Source organism: Thioalkalivibrio thiocyanodenitrificans ARhD 1, from assembly GCF_000378965.1.
GTDB lineage: Bacteria > Pseudomonadota > Gammaproteobacteria > Ectothiorhodospirales > Ectothiorhodospiraceae > Thioalkalivibrio_A > Thioalkalivibrio_A thiocyanodenitrificans.
The window spans coordinates 1,909,664-1,928,012 of the sequence record NZ_KB900536.1; the positions used below are offsets into that span (position 1 = coordinate 1,909,664).

Genomic DNA, 18,349 nt, shown 5'->3' on the forward strand with positions numbered 1-18,349 from the left:
GTGCCGGTCGGAAATCCGAGAATCAGCGTCATCATCCCCGTGTACAACGGGGAGAGGTACCTGGCCGCGGCGCTCGAAAGCGTGGTCAACCAGACGTTCCGCACCGCGGAAATCATCGTCGTCGATGACGGCTCCTCAGACGGAAGTCATGCTCTCTGTGCGGGGTTTCCCGGTATCCGGACACTCAGGCAGAAGAACCTCGGGGTCGCGGCCGCACGCAACGCCGGTGTGCGCGCCTCCACGGGTGACTTCCTGGCCTTTCTGGACCAGGACGACACCTGGACATCCAACAAGCTGGAGCTGCAATCCGATTATCTGGCACGCAATCCGGAATACGACTTCGCCCTGGGAATGCAGCGGCTTTTCCTCGACCCCGAGGTGACGGAGCCACCCGCGTGGTTGCGTGCAGGGCATCTGGACAAGCCGCAACTGGGTTACCTGCCCGGTACCCTGCTGTGCGCCCGCGCCGTATTCGACCGGGTCGGCCCCTTTGACACACGGTACCGGTTCGGGGGTGATGACGCCGACTGGTTCGCGCGCGCGGAGGATCTGGGGCTGCATCGCGGGGTCGTGAACGAAACCGTGCTCATGAGACGAATCCATGCGGACAACCTGTCCGCGATGACACAACAGGGCAACCGGGAACTGACTTCCCTGCTGCACGCTTCCATCCTGCGCAAGCGGGGGAAGGCCCCCGGAGGGGTGCGGAAATGAAGGTCAGCGTGATCATCCCCACCTACAACCGGGCCGACTACCTGGTCGATGCCATCGACAGCGTTCTGAACCAGACTGTGCCCGTGGACGAGATCATCGTCATCGATGATGGCTCGACGGACCATACGGCCGCCAGCCTGCGCGGTTACAGCCGATCCGTGCGCTTGCTTCGCCAGGATCGCGCGGGTGCGGGTGCGGCACGCAATCGGGGCGTGCACGAGGCACGCGGAGAACTGATCGCCTTTCTGGACTCCGACGACCTCTGGACCCCGGTCAAGATGGAACTGCAACTCGCAGCCATGGCGGCGCATCCCGGGGTGGATATCGTGTTCGGCCATGCCGAACAGTTCATCAGCAGTGATGTGCCGGCGGCGGACGCGGCCAGACTGCACTGCCCGAACGAGCCGGTGCCCGGATACGTGTTCGGATCCATGCTGCTCCCGCGCCCTGTATTCCAACGGGTGGGCCCCATCGCCACGGCATGGCGTGTCGGGGAGTTCATCGACTGGTACGACCGTGCGAGGGCCCTTGGGCTCCACATCCACATGCTGGAAGCCACCCTTCTCCGCCGGCGGGTACACGGGCCAGATCAGATGGCGGCCACCAGGGAGGTCTACGGCGACTACGCCCGCGTGCTCAAGGCCGCCCTCGACCGCCGCCGCCAGGCCGGAAGGACGGGGTCCGCGTGAACGATCCCCGCACCGCATTCCCGTTCCCGGCCCGGAACAGCAGCCAGCACGGTCTGCTGCGGGTCCTGCTGCTCGATGACAGGTCTTCGCGTGAAGCCTGGGCGGCATGGCGGCAACGGCACGACATCGAGAAGATCGACTACGGCTCCTTCAAGCTGCTGCCGATGCTGTATGCGCGCCTGCGGGAACTCGAGCCCGCCGATCCTCTGCTGTCGCGCCTCAAGGGCGTGTACCGCATGACGCTGTACCATAACCACCTGTTGCGGCATCGCGCCGGCGGGATCCTCGGCTATCTGCAGCACCACGGCATCCACCCGCTGCTGCTCAAGGGTATTCCCCTGCTTGCTCTCCACTACCGGGACTGGGGCGTGCGCAGGACCCACGACATCGATATCCTCGTTCCCTACGCGCAACAGGAACGCGCGCGGGCTCTGCTGGCAGGACACGCCGCGTGGAAACGCTTCGCAAGACGTCCGCTGCACCCCCGTGCGCATCATGGCGAGACCTGGCACGCGGACGGCTTCCAGCTGGATCTGCACTGGCACAGCCTGCACGAGGCACTGTACAGGGACAACGGCGACGCGGCCCTCCCGGAACACGCCGACACCCTGCAACTGGACGATGTCACCGTCCCCGCGGCCGGGGCGCCGGATCTGCTGTTTCAGTCGTGCATTCACGGGACCCGGCGCGACAGCCCGCAGGACGCGTATCGGCTGGTCGACGTAGTTACGCTGATCCGCTCCCGGCCCAACAGCCTCGACTGGGATCGGGTTGATGAACTGGCGACAAGGCTTCATCTGCGCCTGCGGGTCCACACGGTACTGTCCTATCTGACGGACGAGTTCGGGGTGGACGTGCCACGGGACCTTCGCGGCGCCCCGGGAGAACGGTACGCACCTGTGGAACATCTTGAAGCAAGACGCCTCTGGCGGCGACCGGGCATCACGGGTCTGCTGCCGATCCACTGGTGCTACTACCATCGAAGCTTCGCCGATGGCCGGGTGCCCCTGACACGCGTTCTCGGGTTTCCCCGTTTCCTCCACCGCCGCTGGGGCCTGACCTCGACGACCCAGTTCGCGGCCTATGTGGCGCGGGCCTGCGCCCGGCGATTCCGTCGGCACCTGTGGAACGGGGCTGCGTGATGCTCAGAATCTACTTCGGACATCACCGGAGCGGGTCGACCTGGATCAAGGGCATTCTCAACGAGATCGCGCGGGCCATGGGGCTGCGCAGCCGCACCGTCATTGACCGGGGCGCCCTGCCCCCGGAAATCCTCGACGGCATCCGGACGGGCCGCTTCGATCTGCTCAACTGCATCAACGCGGATCCCGCTCACCTGAGCGGTCTGCCCGGTTTCCGCGCCTTCCACGTCGTCCGCGATCCGCGCGACCTCCTGGTGTCCGCCTATTTTTCACACCGGTACTCCCATCCCACGAGTCAATGGCCGGCACTCGCCGAGCAGCGGGCGCGGCTTGAGTCGATGACGATCGAAGAAGGACTGCTGGCGGAACTCGAATTCAACGCGCCCGTGTTCCGGACCATGGGGGACTGGAATTACGGACACGCCGGGATACGGGAGATCCGATTCGAAGATCTGATTCACGACCCGTACTCCGGCTTCGCGGACATCCTCCACCACCTTGGACTGCTCAGGAATGAGGAAGGCCGGAGTCACGCAGGCCACATGATCCGGCGGTTGGCTTTTCTGATCCACGAGAGCTGGAATCGCGCGTCTCGGAGATTCTTCGGAACGGACGTTCGGCTGTTTCCGGCCCGACGAATCCCCGTTGAACGCCTGCTCGGGATCGTTCACGCACATCGCTTCGAACGCAAGGCGAGGGGGCGTGCCCGTGGAGAAGAAGATGTTCACAGCCACTACCGCATCGGGGTGCCCGGCAGCTGGGCGCAGCATTTCACCCCGGCGGTCAGAACGGCCTTCAAGGCTGAGCATGGCGAACTGCTGATCCGGCTTGGCTATGAAGCAGACCATGACTGGTGATCCGCACCAGGGCGCCCGGGCGCGCCCCCGGCGGAACTGCCATCCGGCCTTCAGCCGTCACGCCGTTTATAATACGCCCGGCCCCTCCAACCCGATCACCGGATCCCCATGAAATCCACGCCCACCCCACTGCCCGAAGTCCTGCTCATCGAACCCCGCGTTTTTGGCGATGAGCGGGGCTTCTTCATGGAGACCTGGCACTCGGAACGCTATGCCGGGGCCGGTATTCCCGGGCCGTTCGTGCAGGACAACCTGTCCTTCTCACAGAGAGGGGTGCTGCGCGGCCTTCATTTCCAGAACCCCAATGCCCAGGGCAAGCTCGTGTACGTGCTGCGGGGGGAGGTATTCGACGTGGCGGTGGACATCCGCGTCGGCTCACCGACCTTCGGGCAGTGGGTCGGCTACACGCTGTCGGCCGACAACAAACGCCAGCTATGGGTTCCGGAAGGGTTCGCGCACGGTTTCTGCGTCACCAGCGAGACAGCACTCTTTGCCTACAAGTGCACCGCACTTTACGCGTCCGACTGCGAGCACGTCCTGCGATGGGATGATCCCGGCATCGGCATCCGGTGGCCCGTCGAGTCCCCGTCGCTGTCCGGCAAGGACCGTGATGCCCCGACGCTCGACACCATTGCGCGGGATGACCTGCCGGTACATCCGGGGGTGCAGGCGTGACTGCCATGGAGTCCGCCGGCCCGCTTGACGGGCGCCGTATCCTGGTCACCGGCGCCGGGGGACAGTTGGGCATCGCCCTCCAACAGCAGATGTCGCGGGGCGTGGAGCTGCTGGCCCCGGACCGGGGTCGGCTGGACATCACGGACGCCGGGGCCGTCACCGAGGCCATCAGGGATTTCCGGCCCGACTGGATCATCAACGCCGCCGCCTACACCGCCGTGGACAAGGCGGAATCCGAGCCCGAGGCCGCCTTCGCGATCAACCGGGACGGAGCTGCCAACCTCGCGCGGGCTGCCGGGGAGGTCGGCGCCCGAATGGTCCAGATCTCCACCGACTATGTATTCGACGGCACCCTGGCGCGTCCCTGTCGGCCGGACGACCCCGTCAACCCCGTCAATGTCTACGGCGAAAGCAAGCTCGCCGGGGAGATCGCGACCCGGGAGATCCTGGGCGATGACCTGCTGATCCTTCGCACTGCCTGGGTCTATGCGCCACATGGCCGAAACTTCCTCACCACCATGCTTCGACTCATGGGCGAGCGCAGTGAGTTGAAGGTCGTCGAGGACCAGGTCGGCACACCGACCAGCGCGTTGACGCTTTCGTCCACGATCCTGTCCGCGCTGGAAAAGGAGATCACCGGAACGCACCACTGGACCGACGCTGGTGTCGCCAGCTGGTATGACTTTGCCTGCGCCATTCGCGACCTGGCCATGGAAGCCGGGCTGAAGCTTGGCGTACGCCGGATATTGCCGATCACGACCGCCGACTACCCCACGCCTGCCAGGCGACCGGCATGCTCCCTGCTGGACAAGCAATCGCTGCGCACGGCGATCGCCGACGACGGCATGCACTGGCGTGAGGCATTGCAAAGGGCCGTGGCACGGTCCGCGGGTTTGTAGTCAGAAGGGGCCCGGGTTGGTACCGCATCGATCACTATTGTGATACCGCGTCGGAACCCGCTTGATCGGTGCCGCGGCCCGGCGGCATACTGCCTGCAAGATCCTTGGATTTCCTGCGCTTTTTCGCGGAGGGCCCGCTTCCAGTGATCGCCCACTTTTCAATCCGGGCACGGGACACCGCCATCACCGTCCGGCATGGAGGGACACGTCCGTCCGCCCATTGCCACAGCGCCGGTCTCCGCACGCCCCCCTCTACGCATTCACCCCGGAATCAAACGTGAAGCAGACCCACGGCCGGATCCTGGACCGGATGCTGCGGCACGGGCGATGGGCCGTTTCCCTGCTGCGCAACCTGCGCGCGTGCCACGGGCTCCCGGCGATCGCGTCCACGGAATACAAGGGATACCGGATCGCCGGGCTGGAGCGGGCCGATCTGCCGGCTTTGCGCAGGCTGCACCGGAGCCTGCGCAACGGATCGGACCTGACGCCGTGGAGACGGATCCTGTACCGCCTGCACGGCCGGTCCCTGGTGGCGGTCGCCCGGGATCCGTCGGGCAACGTGGTCGGATTCGAGATGTTCTACTTCGAGAAGGGGGGCGCGCGGAAGGCCGTGATACACGCGGCATTCATCGGCGTGGCTCCGCATTGCCGCAACATGGGCCTTGCCACGCGCCTGCGGCAGGTGGCTGCCCGCCATTTCGCCGGTGCGGGCCTGCGCGGCATCAGCTCCCGGGTTCGCGAGGACAACGTGGCCTCGCTCCGATCGGCGATTGCCTCGGGATTCGAGATTTCACACAGGCGCGTGGAAAGCGACGGCGTCACGACCCTGACCATGCTGCGGCGTCTGGAGGACATCGGCGAGTGTGTGGCGTGACTGCAACCCGTCCGGCGCCACGACCGGACAGGCGGCCCGAATGACGCGCCTGATTCTGGTCAACGGGCTCCGCCCCGAAATGTCGGCCGATCTCTACATCGACGTGGCGGGGAGACTGCGGACACAGGGCATCGACGTGGTCCTGGTACACGCGGCGTGTGACCGGCTGCCGGATGTGCACCCGACGGACCTCGTGGTCAGCAACGGCCCGCTGCCGGCGGGATTCGTCCATCACGGGGCGATCCATGCGGGACGATCCGTCCCACGTCCGGAGTCCATGCAATGGATCGCGTCTGCCGGCATCTCGACCATGGACTGGTCACTGGCCCGGACGCGCCGGGAAGTCCGCCGCCTGTTCGCACAGTGGCAGGTGGACCGCCTGATTCTCAAGCCCTCGTTCACCGGTGGCGGCCGCGGTGTCCGGGCATTCTCGCAGGGCGCGCTGTGGCGTATCCGGTGGCACGCGGAGCGGGACATCTTCTGCCGTGAAGTGAATCCCGGGGACGGCACCGTCTACAAGGCGGAACTCTTCAATGGCCGCCTGATGATCGCCTGGATGAGCCGGGCCCCGCCGTTGCGCGACCATTTCACCCGCGGCGTGTACAAGGGTTTGAGGGGTGCATACGGTGAACGCGGGGCCGTCGATCTCCCCGCGTCCCTGTGCGACCGGTTATGCACCCTGAGCCGCCGGCTGATGGCACTTGGACTGGGCTACGTCAGCGTGGACCTGATGCGCCGACCCGATGGCGAGCTGGTCGCCATCGAGTTGAATACGCGGGACGTAGCCAAATGGTGGACGCGCCAGTTCCCTGAGTTCCGCGAGCGCTACGCGGGGGCGCTGGCGGAACTGGTTCGCGGTAACCGGCACACCGGGGCCGGACACGCTCCGACGATCGGCATCTCCACGTCCGGCCTGCGCAACTCGCCGCCATGACCGGCCTGTTCAGGCTCGTCGATTTCATCCTGTATGCGATCCACCCGGTCATGGTGTTCCGGTTTGTACGGGAACTGGGCCATCTGCCGCGCATCACGCTGCCGCGCACATACAACGAGAAAATGCTCTGGCGCATGATCTTTGATCGCAATCCGCAGTTCGTCACCTATTCAGACAAACTGGCCACCAAGGCCTGCTTCGCGCGCGTCTGCCCGGCATTGCGAGTGCCAGGGGTCCTCTGGCAGGGAGATACACCCGAGGAGATGCCCCTTCGCTTCCTGTCGGCACCCGTCGTGATCAAGGCCAGCCACGGATGCCGATTCAACTGGTTCCCGGCCCGTATGCCGCCGGATCAGGAGGCCTTTCAAAGCGAGGCACACCGGTGGCTTGCAACGGACTATTCCCGCCAGCTGGGGGAATGGGCCTACCGGGAGGTCCGGCCACGGCTGTTCGTCGAGGAGCGGGTCGAGGCGACCCCGCCCGGCGAAATCATCGAGCTCAAGGTCCATGTGTTTCACGGCCAGGTGTTCTACACGGTCGTCTATCTCCGCGAAAAGACGAACCGATCCCTGTCCGCCATCTTCGACGCGGCGGGTTCGCGGCTGACGGTGACCAACTCCGTGGTCGCGGGTGATCCCGGGCGGGCACTGCCGGAGGATTTCCGGCTGCCGGCATGCTACCGCGAGGCCATAGACGCGGCGAGCAGGATCGCGAACCGGATGGATTACCTGCGCGTGGATTTCATGGTCGCGGACGACATCCTGTTCGGCGGCGAGATCACCGTGTACCCGACGGCCGGCCTCATGACGAACTCCAGCCGCGAATGCATGCACGCCCTGGGGCGCGCCTGGGACATTCGTCGATCCTGGCTGCTGTCGACGCCTCAGGAAGGATGGCGCCGCCACTATGCCCGATGGATGCGCACGGCCCTCGACTCCCGCGCAAACCCCGGCGACGGACCGCCGGCGGACCCACTGGAAGGCTGCCGATGAAGGCGTGAAAAGCGCCAAGCGGCACAGGCTCGTCGCGAGCGTACAGCGCATAGCCGCGCCAATACTGAAACCGCGGGCATACAAAAGCCAACCGTTCGCGGTTGGCCTTGGGGTGTTTGGTGGCCAGGGACGGAATCGAACCGCCGACACGGGGATTTTCAATCCCCTGCTCTACCAACTGAGCTACCTGGCCCGGGTCATCTGCCCCACTGATCTTGTCCGGAAACGGGTTCCGGGGCGGGGTCGAAGGGGCTGTATTAAAGCGGGCGCGGGGCCCGGCGTCAAGAAGGCAGGCTCAAGTGGCAAGGAAGATCCGGTTCTCCTTGCCACTTGCCACTTGAGACTTGCTACTGCTTATCAGGGTCCACATAGCCCTCGGGCCGGGTGGAACCGCCCGAGAAGAAGAATTTCTCCATCTCTTCCTCCAGGAACTTGCGGGCCTTGGGATCCACGGGAGTGAGACGGTACTCATTGATGAGCATGGTCTGGTGCTTGACCCACTTCTGCCACGCCTCCTTGGAGACGTTCTCATAGATCCGCTTGCCCAGGTCTCCCGGGTACGGGGGGAAATCCAGGCCCTCGGCCTCCTTACCCAGCATGATGCAGTTCACCGTTCGAGCCATGTGCTTGTCCTTCCTCTTGGTTCAGTGTGTTGAGCAGTCGGGCCACGGGGGCGGCGAGCCCGAGGCCGGCCGAAGTCCCGGAGTTATACCAGACCCGTCCGGCACCTTCCATCACACCACCGGCAGGGTCTTCCAGCCGCACCAGCAGCGGCGTGATGCGCAGGCGGAAGTGCGTGAAGGTATGCACGAACGGCTCCCAGGCCCGGGGCGGCGCCGGTTCCACACCCAGGTGAATGCGGCACCAGGCCAGGGCATGGTCCTCGGATGCCACCTCGGGGAAACCCCACAGGCCGCCCCAGAGACCCGGGGCGGGCCGCTGCTCGAGCAGCACGCCCCGGGGGCCGGCAATCATCAGCATGCAGGTGTCACGCAGGGGTTGGGAGCGCTTCGGCCGGGGCGTCGGCAGATCACCGGTCCGGCCGCTGACGCGGGCCACGCAATCCCGGGCCACCGGGCAGCCGGCGCAGGCGGGACGCGTGCGCGTGCATACGGTGGCGCCCAGATCCATGATGGCCTGGGTGTAGTGGGCCACCCGTTCCCCGGGGGTCCGCTCCTCGGCAAGCCGCCACAATCGCCCGAGCACCGCCGATGAACCGCTCCAGCCCTCGATGCCCGCGTGCCGGGCCAGCACGCGCCTGACATTACCGTCGAGAATCGGGCGACGCTCGCCGAACGCCAGGGAGAGGATGGCACCGGCCGTGGACCGCCCGATGCCCGGCAAGGCCTCGAGTGCCTCCGGATCCCGGGGAAACCGCCCTCCATGCCGCACGCACAGGACCTGTGCCGCCTTGTGCAGGTTGCGGGCGCGGGCATAGTACCCGAGCCCGGACCAGTGATGGAGCACATCATCCAGGGGCGCTCCGGCGAGACGATCGACACTCGGGAAACGGTCCATGAAACGCCGGAAATACGGGATCACCGTACCCACCTGGGTCTGCTGCAGCATGATCTCGGAGACCCACACCCGATACGGCGTAGGGTCCTGTTGCCAGGGCAGGTCATGGCGACCGTGGCGGTCGTACCAGGCGAGCAGGCGTTGACTGAAATCGGATCGGGACACGGATAGGCATGGTCAGGGTTCGAAGACAAGGATTCAAGGCGCCGGGAGCGTCGCCGGCCCTGCGCCGTCCGGGGCACGGCGGCGTCGCTCGGCCCGCTCCCGGGCCTCCTGCTCAAGCCTCGGCAGGGCATCGGCAAAGCTTCGCTGCACGGTGCGCCGCACGGCGATGGGGCCGATGACCGGCGGAATCCACACGTCCGGCTCGACCCATCCGGAGAAGCGGAAGCGGGTGTGTTCCGCATCCAGGGCATCGGCACGCCAGACGAAGTGCCCGGCACGCACGTCACTCGCCGCGGGCACACTCACCGCGCTGTTCCATCCGCGTCCGGCCGCCCGCACGTCCAGCACATGGCGCAGGCGCCGGCAGAACACCAGTATGCAGCCCTCGATATCCGCCCGCACGCGCCCCACGCCGTCGCGAAATTCTCCCAGCTGCACGCTTTCGACCACCAGGGGAAAGATCCGGTCAAAGCGGTCGTAGTCATGCATCACCGCGTTGAGCTCGGCCAGCGGCGCGTTGAGGACCGCGTCCAGGCTGATGTCGAGCCGCGTGCCGTCGAAACGGACCTGCGCACCGGGTCCATCGGAGGCGGCGTCACCCGCCGTCAGGCCCGCAAGCAGCAGCCCGCAGGCAAGCCAGCCCGTCCTGCCGCCCGGAGGCAGGGCCGAAACGGGACCCCGCGCGAGCCCTGACCGACGAAACCCACCATTCAGGCGGCGGGCGGACGCCACCGCCATTGCCATACGGAAACGCCCGAGGCTAAGTAGAGATCGCCAATACATCATCACCTCAACCCACGGAGCCGTCATGGACAAGACCGGCGTCTACAGCAAGACCCCGAAGGGCCACCAGGAAATCCGGGAGCGGTCCCTCAAGCTTCCCCCCAAGCTTCGACAACTGCTCATCATGATCGACGGGGAGAGCAATGTGGCGACCCTGATGGAGCGTCTGGAGGCCATGGGTGACATCCGGGGCCATCTGAGCGCCCTGGAGCACCTGGACCTGATCGAGGCCAGCGGCGGGGCGGCGAATCCCCCATCCTCCGTCTCTGCCGAACCGACGGACGACGCGCTCCAGGAGACCCGGCGCAACCTCAGTCACCTGCTGCTCGACAGCCTCGGACCCAATGCCGAATCGCTTGCCATGAAGATCGAGGGAGCGCGCAGCCGCGAGGAACTGCTCGGTCACTGCGAGGCCTCGTTTGCCATTGTGCGGGACATGCTGGGCAAGACACGGGCAGACACATACTGGGCCCGGGTCCGGGACATACTCGGCTGACCCCGGTCCGGCGTCGGTCAGGCACTTACCCTGACCGCGCCGGCGGTTTTCGCACCGAGTCCGTTCACGGGCGCCCGCCCGCACATCCGCCTCACCGGAGCCCGGGAATCCTCGGCAGCTGCTCCCGAAGCCGCTCCTCCAGACGTTCGCGCTGTTCGTCGAGTTCCGGCTGAATGCGCTCCTCGATGGCGCGGTCCACCTCCTCGCGTACCCGCTCTTCCAGGACCGGCCCCAGGTCCAGGCGAAACGACAGGTCATTAAAAGGGCCCTGGATGCGAATGGGCAGGTTCACCCCGCGCAGATCGTCCAGCGGTCGCCCGCCCTGGCCCTCCAGTGTGGCCACCAGCGTGGTGTCCACGCGGTAATCGAGACGTTCACCGGGCAGGTCGGCACTGCCCTGCCCGCGCACACGCAGCAGCGGCGAGGAGGCGCGCAGGTCATCGTTCGTGACCACCCCCTCGCGGATGGTAAAGCTGCCCTGCATTTCGGAGAAATCGGTCTGATTGGGTTCATCGCTTCGCTCCACCGGGCGCCCGCTGAAGCGCGCCTCGGCATCACGGATGATCTGCGCCACGTTGATGCCCTTGACAGCGCCGTCGGTGAACCGGAACCCGCCGGCACCGTTAAGGCCGGACACCATGGCCCGGATGCTGTTGCCCCGCGTATCGATGCGCGCCTGGAGGCGGGTGGTGCCCGCGAGCAGTCCCTCGCCTTCGGTGAGGTCGTCCAGCAACGGGCCTGCCCGCACGCCCTGCAGGGCGTGCTCGAAGGCGTAGCGCGGGGTGCTTTCGCGCACATCCAGACGCATGCTGGCTTCCACGGACCCTTCATAGAGCTGGCCCGTAAACGGCTTGACCTCCACCAACCCGTCGCGGGCCGTCAGGGTGAGCGACAGGCCGGACATATTCAGGCGGCTGACCACCATCTCGGCGACGGTGAGCCGGGCGTTCAGGTCGAGGGAACGCAGCATCTCCACCGGCAACTCGATGACGTCGTCGGGCCAGCCCTCGCGCTCGGCGGGGGGTGCCTCCGCCGGCGTCTCGGACGGCGGCGGCATATACCGGTCCAGATCGATGCGGTCCACGTCCAGCTCGGCGCTAATGGCCGGCCGGTCGTACCGGCTCACCTGCGCGCTGCCCTGCATGCGCGTGTCGTCGAGACGCAGCTCCAACCCGGTGAGGCTCGCGGCATCCGCGTCGGCCTCGAACTCCAGCTCCAGCGCCACGCGGGTGAGCACATCCGGGTCGGTGGTCTCGGGCGGTATCTGGCCCAACCCTTCCAGCAGGGTTCGCGCGCTGAACGTGTTGGAGCGCAACTCGCCCGTGGCGCGCGGTGTGTCCGTATCGAGGCCACGGATCCGCACCTGCCCGGTGAGCTCCATGCCCAGGGTCTCCAGGGTCAGGCGCTCAATGCCGGCCACGCCGCTGGCCAGATCCACACCCATGTCCGCCTGGATACGGGCGGACATATCGGCGGGCAGCGGCTCGCCGCTCAGGTCCACGGCTGCAGCCAGCCGGCGCAGGTCGTAACGCTGCGCGACGGGATCGAGTGTCACGCGGGCGTTGAGGTCCAGATCCGCCGTCATGGCGGGATCTTCCTGGTGGAGCGTCAGGGACATCTCCAGCGGGGTCTCGACGCCCGGACGCAGCCTGCCCAGTTCCAGGTTGAACGGGTCGATGCGAAGCGCCGTGCCGGCTTCGGCGTCACGCCAGGAGACGCGTGCGTCGCGAATCACCACGCCGCCCACGTCCAGATCGCGAAGCCCCGGGGCGCCGTCGCCCGGCCCGCGTCCGGGATCGTCCTCGGCGGGCTCATCGGCTTCCGCCACCAGGTCGTCCCAGTTGGTGCGTCCCCGGGCATCACGCTCCAGGTTCAGGGCCAGGCCCTCGAGACGCACGCGCTCCACCTGGAGCTCACGGCGAAGCAGCGGCATCAGCGCCACCGAGAGTTCCACCTCGCCGATGCGGGCGAAGGGTTCATCGGAAAAACCTTCCGCATTGGACAGCCAGGTCTCTCCCAGGGTCAGCGCCAGCCAGGGGAATATCGACAGGCCGATGTCCCCCTCGATCACCAGGTCCCGGCCGGTCTGCTCCTTGACCGCCGCACTGATACGCTCCTTGTGATCGTTGGGGTCGAAGGTGGCCACCAGGTAGGCCGCTGTCGCGCCGGCCAGGATCAGCAGCGCCAGCAGCAGGATCAATATACGTTTGAGCCATATCATTTCGGGATACCCTTTGATCGTCCTGTGGTCAGTGTAGACCGACGGGTCGGCCCGCGCAGGCGATCGGGACAGGATAAGCATTGGCGATATAAGATGGCGGGCATCGGTTCACGTTGTCCCGGGGAGTTGGCCGCGCATGGCGCCATACAGAGGCAAACCGGATCTCAGGCGCAGGCCCCGCCTGCTGTTTGTCGACCCCACCAACGGGGCACGCACCCAGATGGCCGAGGCCTACGGCCGACAGATGCTGTCGGATCGGTTAGAGGTGCGTTCCGCCGGAATCGTTCCACACGACGTCGACCCGCGGGCACTTCAGGTGATGGAGGCCGACGGTGTCGATGCCCACGGGCTGTACGCCAAGGTTCTCGATCAGGACCTGCTGGACTGGGCGGATCTGGTGGTCACCCTGTCCACGGAGGCCGGTGACGTCAAGCTTCGGGAACAGGACAGCTTCGTGCGCAAGCACTGGCCCATGGATGATCCGGCCCGGCTGGCCCGGGACGGCGAAGACGTGGCCCCGTACATCAAGACCAGGGATGACATCAAGCGCCGGGTCAGGCAGTTCGCCAATTCGATTCGGCTGATGAACCGATAGGGCGCATTCAATATTCAAGGTTCAAGATTCAAAGGAGAGCGGCGACTCTGATCGCCCCGGAGACCGACCTTCTTACGTGGACAGGTTCCAGGTGCCGGACTTGCCGCCGGACTTGTGCACCAGGCGTATGCCGCCCATGGTCATGGACCGGTCCACCGCCTTGCACATGTCGTAGACCGTGAGCAGGGCCACCTGCACCGCCGTGAGGGCCTCCATCTCCACCCCGGTCTGCCCGCGGGTCTCGGCGGTGACGCGGCAGTGCACGGAGGGCGGGGAATCCGCCGTGGAGAGTTCCACCTCCACGCGGGTCAGGGCGAGCGGGTGGCAGAGCGGCACCAGGTCGGCGGTCCGCTTCGACGCCATAATGCCCGCGACCCGGGCGATGCCCAGCACGTCGCCCTTCTTGTGGCTGCCCGAACGGATCAGGGCCAGGGTTTCCGGCTCCATGGTGATCTGTCCCTCGGCGATGGCCACCCGGTGCGTCACGGACTTCTCGCCCACATCCACCATGTGGGCTTCGCCTCGGGCGTTGAAGTGGGTCAGCGTACTCATAGGGGGTATAATTCCCTTCAGGCTTCGCAACAGTACAGAGTGTAAACCCAAATCATGTCCATCACCGTACGTTACTTCGCGAGTCTTCGGGAACAGCTGGGGCGCGGCGAGGATCGACTGGAGGCCGGCGACGCCGACACCGCCGCCGGCGTCTGGGCCCGTGCCGTGCCGGACCGGGCCATGCCCGAGCGGATACTGATCGCGATCAACCAGGAATACGCCGACGGGGATCACCCGGTGCGCGACGGCGACGAAGTGGCCTTCTTTCCCCCGGTCACCGGCGGCTGAGCCGTGAGCGTCTCACTGCACCCGAAGCCCTTCGATCCCTGGAGCCTGCTGGCCGATTACCAGTCACGACTGCCCGCCGGCCGTTTCGGCGCCAATGCAGTCTTCGTGGGCACCATGCGGGACTTCAACGAAGGCGACGACGTGTGCGCCATGACGCTCGAGCACTACCCGGGCATGACCGAGAGGCATCTGGAGGACATCGTCGCCGAGGCACACCGGCGCTGGCCACTGGAGGACTGTCTCATCGCCCATCGCGTCGGCGCCATCGAACCCGGCCAGCCCATCGTGCTCACCGCCGCCTGGTCCGCCCACCGCCAGGCCGCCTTCGAGGCCTGCGGATTCCTCATCGAGGAACTCAAGCACCGCGCCCCCTTCTGGAAACGCGAGACGCTCGGGGACGGGGAAACGCGCTGGGTGGCGAGGAACACGGAAAGATAAGTGCGAAGGGTGAATTGGGAAGTGCGAAGTGAAAACCCGTTACTTTACTTCCCACTTCCCACTTCACCCTTCGCAGTTCACTCTCCGCCCTTCCTATTGCAGCAGCAGGAAGAACGCGCCTTCATCGCGGCGGATATTGAGCAGCAGGCGCTGACCCGCGCCATCCAGGGCCCGGCGCAAGTCCTCGACGCCGGCCACGGGCTGACGGTTGACGGAGAGGATCACATCTCCCTCGCGCAGGCCGGCGCGCGCCGCGCGGCTACCGCCCTCCAATGACGCCACCAGCACCCCCCGGACCCGGCCATACAGCGGTGAATCCTCCGGGATGTCGCTGAAGCCGGCGCCGTCCAGAAGCCGGCTGAGCTGTCCGCCTTCCAGTGTGGTTATCTCGATCTCCCCCACCTGCGCGGTGATCGTGTGCCGCCGGTTGTCGCGCACCACCTCCAGTTCCACTTCGGCGCCGACCCGCAGGAGACCGATGATATTGCGCATCTCGCCGGCATTGCGCACGGCGCGGCCGTCGACCTGAAGCACCACATCACCTTCCCGCAGGCCCGCCCGATCCGCTGCCGAGCCTGGCTCCACCCGGCTGATCACCGCACCCCGCGTCTGGGGAATGCCGAAGGCCTGAGCCAGGTCGGGAGTCAGATCCTGGACCATCACGCCCAGGCGCCCGCGTCGCACCTCGCCGTACTCCACCAGGTGCTCCATGATCTGCAGGGCCATATTCGCGGGGATGGCGAAGCCGATGCCGATATTGCCGCCGCCCCGGGACAGGATGGCGGTGTTGATCCCCACCAGTTCGCCGCGCAGATTGACCAGGGCCCCGCCGGAATTGCCCGGATTGATCGAGGCATCGGTCTGGATGAAATCCTCGTAGGACTCGATGCCGAGGCCGCTGCGTCCAAGCGCGCTGACGATCCCGGACGTGACGGTCTGCCCCAGCCCGAACGGGTTGCCGATGGCGACCACGAAATCCCCCACCCGCAGGGCATCCGAGTCGGCCACCTTCACCGCGTCCAGGCGGTCTGCCTCAACGCGCAGTACCGCCAGGTCCGTGGCCGGGTCGGTACCCACCACTTCGGCGTCCAGCCGGCGGCCGTCGTACAGGGTGACGACGATCTCGTCGGCCCGCCGGATCACGTGATAGTTGGTCAGGATGTAACCGCGTTCCGCATCCAGGATCACCCCGGACCCCAGACCCCGGACCTGGCGCTCCCGGGGCGCCTGGGGCAGATCAAAGAAGCGGCGAAAGAACGGATCGTCCAGCAGCGGGCTCTGTTCCACCACCCGCCCGCGGGTGGACAGGTTGACCACCGTGGGCACGGTACGCTCCAGCATGGGCGCCAGCGACGGCAAGGGTTCGCCATCCACGGCGGCGGGCAGGGTGGCCGATGCCGCCGGCGCAAGGATCAGCAGACAGCACAAGGCAAGACTCAGGGAATACCGGCACACTCGACGCATTGAGAACACACCCTCGGTTGTACGGTCAGTTGCCTCTGTGACTGACGGTACCGGGGGAAGTTCAGAGGTCCTTCTCGTTGCTCAGTTCATTGCGCTCGCGGCGGGTCTGTTCCATCTCACGGGAGAGAAAATAGCTGAGTGCGATACGAATGGCGACGATGGCAGCCAGTACGCCCACGTTCTCCCACGTCGGCGCCAGGGTGGACTTGATGATGTCGGCTGCAATGAAGAAGTCCAGCCCAAGCAGCAGGTGGGCACCCATGCGCTCACGAATGAGATCGGTTTCCATGATCAGGCGCACATGGCCCGGATGACGATCCAGACGCAGCAGGGAAAAACGCCAGGCGCCCTCCACCACCCCGGTCAGCACGATCAGTACCCCGATGCCGGACACCGTGTAGAACACGGTCCAGAGCAACATGTTGAGTATCTCCATGACGCCTCCCGGCAGACAACTCGAATTCCAGGTTCAAGGTTCAAAGTTCAAGGTTCAAGGGGAAAGCGTGTCCACGTCCACCTTGAACTTTGAACTTTGAACCTTGAACGTTGAACACTCACTTCAGGTGTTCCCTTGGCTCGAAGGGCAGGTCCTTCTTCATGCGTTCATAGAACGCCCTGGCCTGCTCGGTGTCGGCGGGCGGCGTGACGATCTGCAGGGTCACGTACTGATCACCCGCCTGCCGGCCCGCCAGACCCCTGCCCTTCAGGCGCAGGCGCCGCCCCGACTGCGAGCCCGGCGGAATCTTCAGTTCAACCCGGCCCTCCAGCGTGGGCACGTTCACCGTCGCCCCCAGGGCCGCTTCCCAGGGGGTCACGGGCAGATCCATGTGCACGTCCCGGCCCTCCAGCCGGTAGCGGGCGTGGGGCCGGATGGAGACCTCCAGGTACAGGTCACCGCCGGGCCCGCCGCCCGCCCCGGGGCCTCCCTGGCCGGCAAGGCGGATGCGCTGGCCCTCGGTGACCCCGGGCGGAATCTTCACCTGAAGCCTTCGGCCGTTGCCCAGCTGCACGGACATGACGCCGCCATGGGCCGCCTGCTCAAGGGTGATCTCGATTCGTGCGTTCTGGTCCGCACCCCGGGCCTGGAACCCGCCCCCCGGGCGGCCGCCGCCGGCGCGGTGGAATCCGCCACCGAACAATGTCTCGAAGAAATCGGAAAAGCCGCCTTCCGCATCGCCGAAACCGGCCGATGCGCGCCGGCCGCCGCCCGTACGCACGCCACCGAAGATATCCTCCCACCCCGGGGGCGGACGGAAATCCTGCCCGGACTTCCAGTTGCTGCCCAGGTCGTCGTAGGCGCGGCGTTTCCCGGCGTCTCCCAGGACCTCGTAGGCCTCGTTGATCTCCTTGAAACGCTCCTCGGCATCGGCCTCCTTGCTCACGTCCGGGTGATACTTGCGGGCAAGCTTTCGGTAGGCCTTCTTGATCGTATCCTGGCTCGCGTCCCTGGAGACGCCCAGAAGTTTGTAGTAGTCCTTGAATTCCATGATGCGTCTACGATAGCGCAAACAAGAGCGCCGCGTGACAACGCGGCGCAGTCATGGACACACGCCATGCACCCCGGGGGAAGGGGCGCATGGCACCCTTCGGATCAGCCCTCGACCGAGATCCGGCGGGGCTGGACGGTTTCCTGCTTCGGGATACGCACTTCCAGCACGCCGTTCACGCTCTTCGCGGAGATCTTTTCCGCGTCGGCGGTGTCCGGCAGGGTGAAGCGACGGTAGAAACTGCCACGCACCCGCTCCACACGCTTGTAGTTCTCGCGCTCTTCCGTGGTCTCGGACTTGCGTTCGCCACGAATCGTGAGTACGCCGTTCTCCATATGGACCTCGATGTCCTTGGGGTCCACACCGGGGATGTCCGCATGCAGCACGTAGGCATCCTTGTCCTCGCGGATGTCCACCGCCGGTGCCCAGTCACTGGTCGCGGCGGATTCACCCGCGTCCGCCCCGGCGGGATGCAGACGATCCAGCTCACGGGTGAGCTGACTCAACAGGCTCCAGGGTTCATATCGCATCATTGCCATGGTCATGACCTCCGTATGGTCGGGTGC

At 66.1% G+C, this 18,349-nt stretch carries 22 protein-coding genes and 1 tRNA gene; 13 read left to right on the plus strand and 10 right to left on the minus strand.

Annotation, left to right across the window (positions count from 1 at the left end; all coding sequences use genetic code 11):
* The 9 genes from THITHI_RS18740 (at position 1) to THITHI_RS0109045 (ending at position 7,776) form a co-directional block, all read left to right on the plus strand.
* Entirely contained in the window at positions 1 to 714 is a 714-nt protein-coding gene (locus THITHI_RS18740) for a glycosyltransferase family 2 protein (protein WP_018232758.1), read from the plus strand.
* The gene (locus tag THITHI_RS18745) at positions 711 to 1,403 is read left to right on the plus strand and encodes a glycosyltransferase family 2 protein (RefSeq protein ID WP_018232759.1); all 693 of its coding nucleotides are present in this window, start codon (positions 711 to 713) and stop codon (positions 1,401 to 1,403) included. Before THITHI_RS18740 ends, THITHI_RS18745 begins: the two co-directional genes overlap by 4 nt.
* Positions 1,400 to 2,545 carry a nucleotidyltransferase family protein gene (locus THITHI_RS0109015; RefSeq protein WP_018232760.1) on the plus strand — a complete coding sequence of 382 codons (1,146 nt, stop codon included), beginning with the start codon at positions 1,400 to 1,402 and terminating at the stop codon, positions 2,543 to 2,545. Before THITHI_RS18745 ends, THITHI_RS0109015 begins: the two co-directional genes overlap by 4 nt.
* Positions 2,542 to 3,402: a sulfotransferase gene (locus THITHI_RS0109020; RefSeq protein ID WP_156820507.1), complete on the plus strand. Its 861-nt coding sequence runs from the start codon at positions 2,542 to 2,544 to the stop codon at positions 3,400 to 3,402. Before THITHI_RS0109015 ends, THITHI_RS0109020 begins: the two co-directional genes overlap by 4 nt.
* 108 nt (positions 3,403 to 3,510) lie before the next feature.
* Positions 3,511 to 4,077, plus strand: coding sequence for a dTDP-4-dehydrorhamnose 3,5-epimerase (rfbC, locus tag THITHI_RS0109025; RefSeq protein WP_018232762.1), 567 nt, complete (start codon positions 3,511 to 3,513; stop codon positions 4,075 to 4,077).
* A gap of 5 nt (positions 4,078 to 4,082) precedes the next feature.
* A complete protein-coding gene (rfbD, locus tag THITHI_RS0109030) occupies positions 4,083 to 4,976 on the plus strand; it encodes a dTDP-4-dehydrorhamnose reductase (protein WP_018232763.1) in 894 nt (297 codons plus the stop codon).
* A gap of 277 nt (positions 4,977 to 5,253) precedes the next feature.
* Complete coding sequence (locus tag THITHI_RS0109035; RefSeq protein WP_018232764.1) at positions 5,254 to 5,850, plus strand: GNAT family N-acetyltransferase; 597 nt, start codon at positions 5,254 to 5,256, stop codon at positions 5,848 to 5,850.
* Positions 5,851 to 5,890: 40 nt separating this feature from the next.
* The gene (locus tag THITHI_RS0109040; RefSeq protein WP_018232765.1) at positions 5,891 to 6,784 is read left to right on the plus strand and encodes an ATP-grasp domain-containing protein; all 894 of its coding nucleotides are present in this window, start codon (positions 5,891 to 5,893) and stop codon (positions 6,782 to 6,784) included.
* On the plus strand, positions 6,781 to 7,776 hold the full coding sequence (locus tag THITHI_RS0109045) for an ATP-grasp fold amidoligase family protein (protein ID WP_018232766.1): 996 nt from the start codon (positions 6,781 to 6,783) through the stop codon (positions 7,774 to 7,776). The genes THITHI_RS0109040 and THITHI_RS0109045 overlap by 4 nt, the downstream gene beginning before the upstream one ends.
* A gap of 117 nt (positions 7,777 to 7,893) precedes the next feature.
* Here the strand turns inward: THITHI_RS0109045 and THITHI_RS0109050 are convergent.
* The 4 genes from THITHI_RS0109050 to THITHI_RS18750 all read right to left on the minus strand — a co-directional run bounded on the left by THITHI_RS0109050 (position 7,894) and on the right by THITHI_RS18750 (position 10,203).
* A tRNA-Phe gene (locus THITHI_RS0109050) sits at positions 7,894 to 7,969 on the minus strand.
* A 154-nt stretch (positions 7,970 to 8,123) separates the two neighbouring features.
* Entirely contained in the window at positions 8,124 to 8,399 is a 276-nt protein-coding gene (locus THITHI_RS0109055) for an oxidative damage protection protein (protein ID WP_033336927.1), read from the minus strand.
* Positions 8,365 to 9,459 carry an A/G-specific adenine glycosylase gene (gene mutY / locus THITHI_RS0109060; RefSeq protein ID WP_018232768.1) on the minus strand — a complete coding sequence of 365 codons (1,095 nt, stop codon included), beginning with the start codon at positions 9,457 to 9,459 and terminating at the stop codon, positions 8,365 to 8,367. Before mutY ends, THITHI_RS0109055 begins: the two co-directional genes overlap by 35 nt.
* A 33-nt stretch (positions 9,460 to 9,492) precedes the next feature.
* Positions 9,493 to 10,203, minus strand: coding sequence for an SRPBCC family protein (locus THITHI_RS18750; protein WP_018232769.1), 711 nt, complete (start codon positions 10,201 to 10,203; stop codon positions 9,493 to 9,495).
* A 64-nt stretch (positions 10,204 to 10,267) separates the two neighbouring features.
* Here THITHI_RS18750 and THITHI_RS0109070 point away from each other — a divergent pair, with 64 nt between their 5' ends.
* Complete coding sequence (locus tag THITHI_RS0109070; RefSeq protein WP_018232770.1) at positions 10,268 to 10,738, plus strand: hypothetical protein; 471 nt, start codon at positions 10,268 to 10,270, stop codon at positions 10,736 to 10,738.
* Between the two features lie 91 nt (positions 10,739 to 10,829).
* Here the strand turns inward: THITHI_RS0109070 and THITHI_RS0109075 are convergent, their stop codons facing one another.
* Entirely contained in the window at positions 10,830 to 12,959 is a 2,130-nt protein-coding gene (locus THITHI_RS0109075) for an AsmA family protein (RefSeq protein WP_018232771.1), read from the minus strand.
* Positions 12,960 to 13,095: 136 nt separating this feature from the next.
* Here THITHI_RS0109075 and THITHI_RS0109080 point away from each other — a divergent pair, with 136 nt between their 5' ends.
* Positions 13,096 to 13,554, plus strand: coding sequence for an arsenate reductase ArsC (locus tag THITHI_RS0109080; protein ID WP_018232772.1), 459 nt, complete (start codon positions 13,096 to 13,098; stop codon positions 13,552 to 13,554).
* Between the two features lie 72 nt (positions 13,555 to 13,626).
* Here THITHI_RS0109080 and moaC read toward each other — a convergent pair whose 3' ends face one another.
* Positions 13,627 to 14,106: a cyclic pyranopterin monophosphate synthase MoaC gene (gene moaC / locus THITHI_RS0109085; RefSeq protein WP_018232773.1), complete on the minus strand. Its 480-nt coding sequence runs from the start codon at positions 14,104 to 14,106 to the stop codon at positions 13,627 to 13,629.
* A 54-nt stretch (positions 14,107 to 14,160) separates the two neighbouring features.
* Here moaC and moaD point away from each other — a divergent pair, with 54 nt between their 5' ends.
* Entirely contained in the window at positions 14,161 to 14,394 is a 234-nt protein-coding gene (moaD, locus tag THITHI_RS0109090) for a molybdopterin converting factor subunit 1 (protein ID WP_018232774.1), read from the plus strand.
* Between the two features lie 3 nt (positions 14,395 to 14,397).
* Positions 14,398 to 14,832, plus strand: coding sequence for a molybdenum cofactor biosynthesis protein MoaE (locus THITHI_RS0109095; protein ID WP_018232775.1), 435 nt, complete (start codon positions 14,398 to 14,400; stop codon positions 14,830 to 14,832).
* A gap of 93 nt (positions 14,833 to 14,925) precedes the next feature.
* On the opposite strand, the gene THITHI_RS0109100 is transcribed toward THITHI_RS0109095, so the two are convergent.
* From THITHI_RS0109100 to THITHI_RS0109115, 4 genes are all read right to left on the minus strand, one after another.
* Positions 14,926 to 16,296, minus strand: coding sequence for a DegQ family serine endoprotease (locus tag THITHI_RS0109100; RefSeq protein WP_026186207.1), 1,371 nt, complete (start codon positions 16,294 to 16,296; stop codon positions 14,926 to 14,928).
* A 61-nt stretch (positions 16,297 to 16,357) separates the two neighbouring features.
* On the minus strand, positions 16,358 to 16,732 hold the full coding sequence (locus tag THITHI_RS0109105) for a DUF1622 domain-containing protein (protein WP_018232777.1): 375 nt from the start codon (positions 16,730 to 16,732) through the stop codon (positions 16,358 to 16,360).
* Positions 16,733 to 16,850: 118 nt separating this feature from the next.
* Positions 16,851 to 17,783, minus strand: coding sequence for a DnaJ C-terminal domain-containing protein (locus THITHI_RS0109110; protein ID WP_018232778.1), 933 nt, complete (start codon positions 17,781 to 17,783; stop codon positions 16,851 to 16,853).
* A 104-nt stretch (positions 17,784 to 17,887) separates the two neighbouring features.
* Positions 17,888 to 18,322, minus strand: coding sequence for an Hsp20/alpha crystallin family protein (locus tag THITHI_RS0109115; RefSeq protein WP_026186208.1), 435 nt, complete (start codon positions 18,320 to 18,322; stop codon positions 17,888 to 17,890).
* Positions 18,323 to 18,349: the final 27 nt, after the last annotated feature.

Coding starts and splice junctions, on each gene's coding strand:
- THITHI_RS18745 (WP_018232759.1), top strand. CDS start 711: ATGAAGGTCAGCGTGATCATCCCCACCTACAACCGGGCCGACTACCTG.
- rfbC (WP_018232762.1), top strand. CDS start 3,511: ATGAAATCCACGCCCACCCCACTGCCCGAAGTCCTGCTCATCGAACCC.
- rfbD (WP_018232763.1), top strand. CDS start 4,083: ATGGAGTCCGCCGGCCCGCTTGACGGGCGCCGTATCCTGGTCACCGGC.
- THITHI_RS0109040 (WP_018232765.1), top strand. CDS start 5,891: ATGACGCGCCTGATTCTGGTCAACGGGCTCCGCCCCGAAATGTCGGCC.
- THITHI_RS0109045 (WP_018232766.1), top strand. CDS start 6,781: ATGACCGGCCTGTTCAGGCTCGTCGATTTCATCCTGTATGCGATCCAC.
- THITHI_RS0109055 (WP_033336927.1), bottom strand. CDS start 8,399: ATGGCTCGAACGGTGAACTGCATCATGCTGGGTAAGGAGGCCGAGGGC.
- THITHI_RS18750 (WP_018232769.1), bottom strand. CDS start 10,203: ATGGCAATGGCGGTGGCGTCCGCCCGCCGCCTGAATGGTGGGTTTCGT.
- THITHI_RS0109070 (WP_018232770.1), top strand. CDS start 10,268: ATGGACAAGACCGGCGTCTACAGCAAGACCCCGAAGGGCCACCAGGAA.
- THITHI_RS0109075 (WP_018232771.1), bottom strand. CDS start 12,959: ATGATATGGCTCAAACGTATATTGATCCTGCTGCTGGCGCTGCTGATC.
- THITHI_RS0109080 (WP_018232772.1), top strand. CDS start 13,096: ATGGCGCCATACAGAGGCAAACCGGATCTCAGGCGCAGGCCCCGCCTG.
- moaC (WP_018232773.1), bottom strand. CDS start 14,106: ATGAGTACGCTGACCCACTTCAACGCCCGAGGCGAAGCCCACATGGTG.
- moaD (WP_018232774.1), top strand. CDS start 14,161: ATGTCCATCACCGTACGTTACTTCGCGAGTCTTCGGGAACAGCTGGGG.
- THITHI_RS0109100 (WP_026186207.1), bottom strand. CDS start 16,296: ATGCGTCGAGTGTGCCGGTATTCCCTGAGTCTTGCCTTGTGCTGTCTG.
- THITHI_RS0109105 (WP_018232777.1), bottom strand. CDS start 16,732: ATGGAGATACTCAACATGTTGCTCTGGACCGTGTTCTACACGGTGTCC.
- THITHI_RS0109110 (WP_018232778.1), bottom strand. CDS start 17,783: ATGGAATTCAAGGACTACTACAAACTTCTGGGCGTCTCCAGGGACGCG.
- THITHI_RS0109115 (WP_026186208.1), bottom strand. CDS start 18,322: ATGGCAATGATGCGATATGAACCCTGGAGCCTGTTGAGTCAGCTCACC.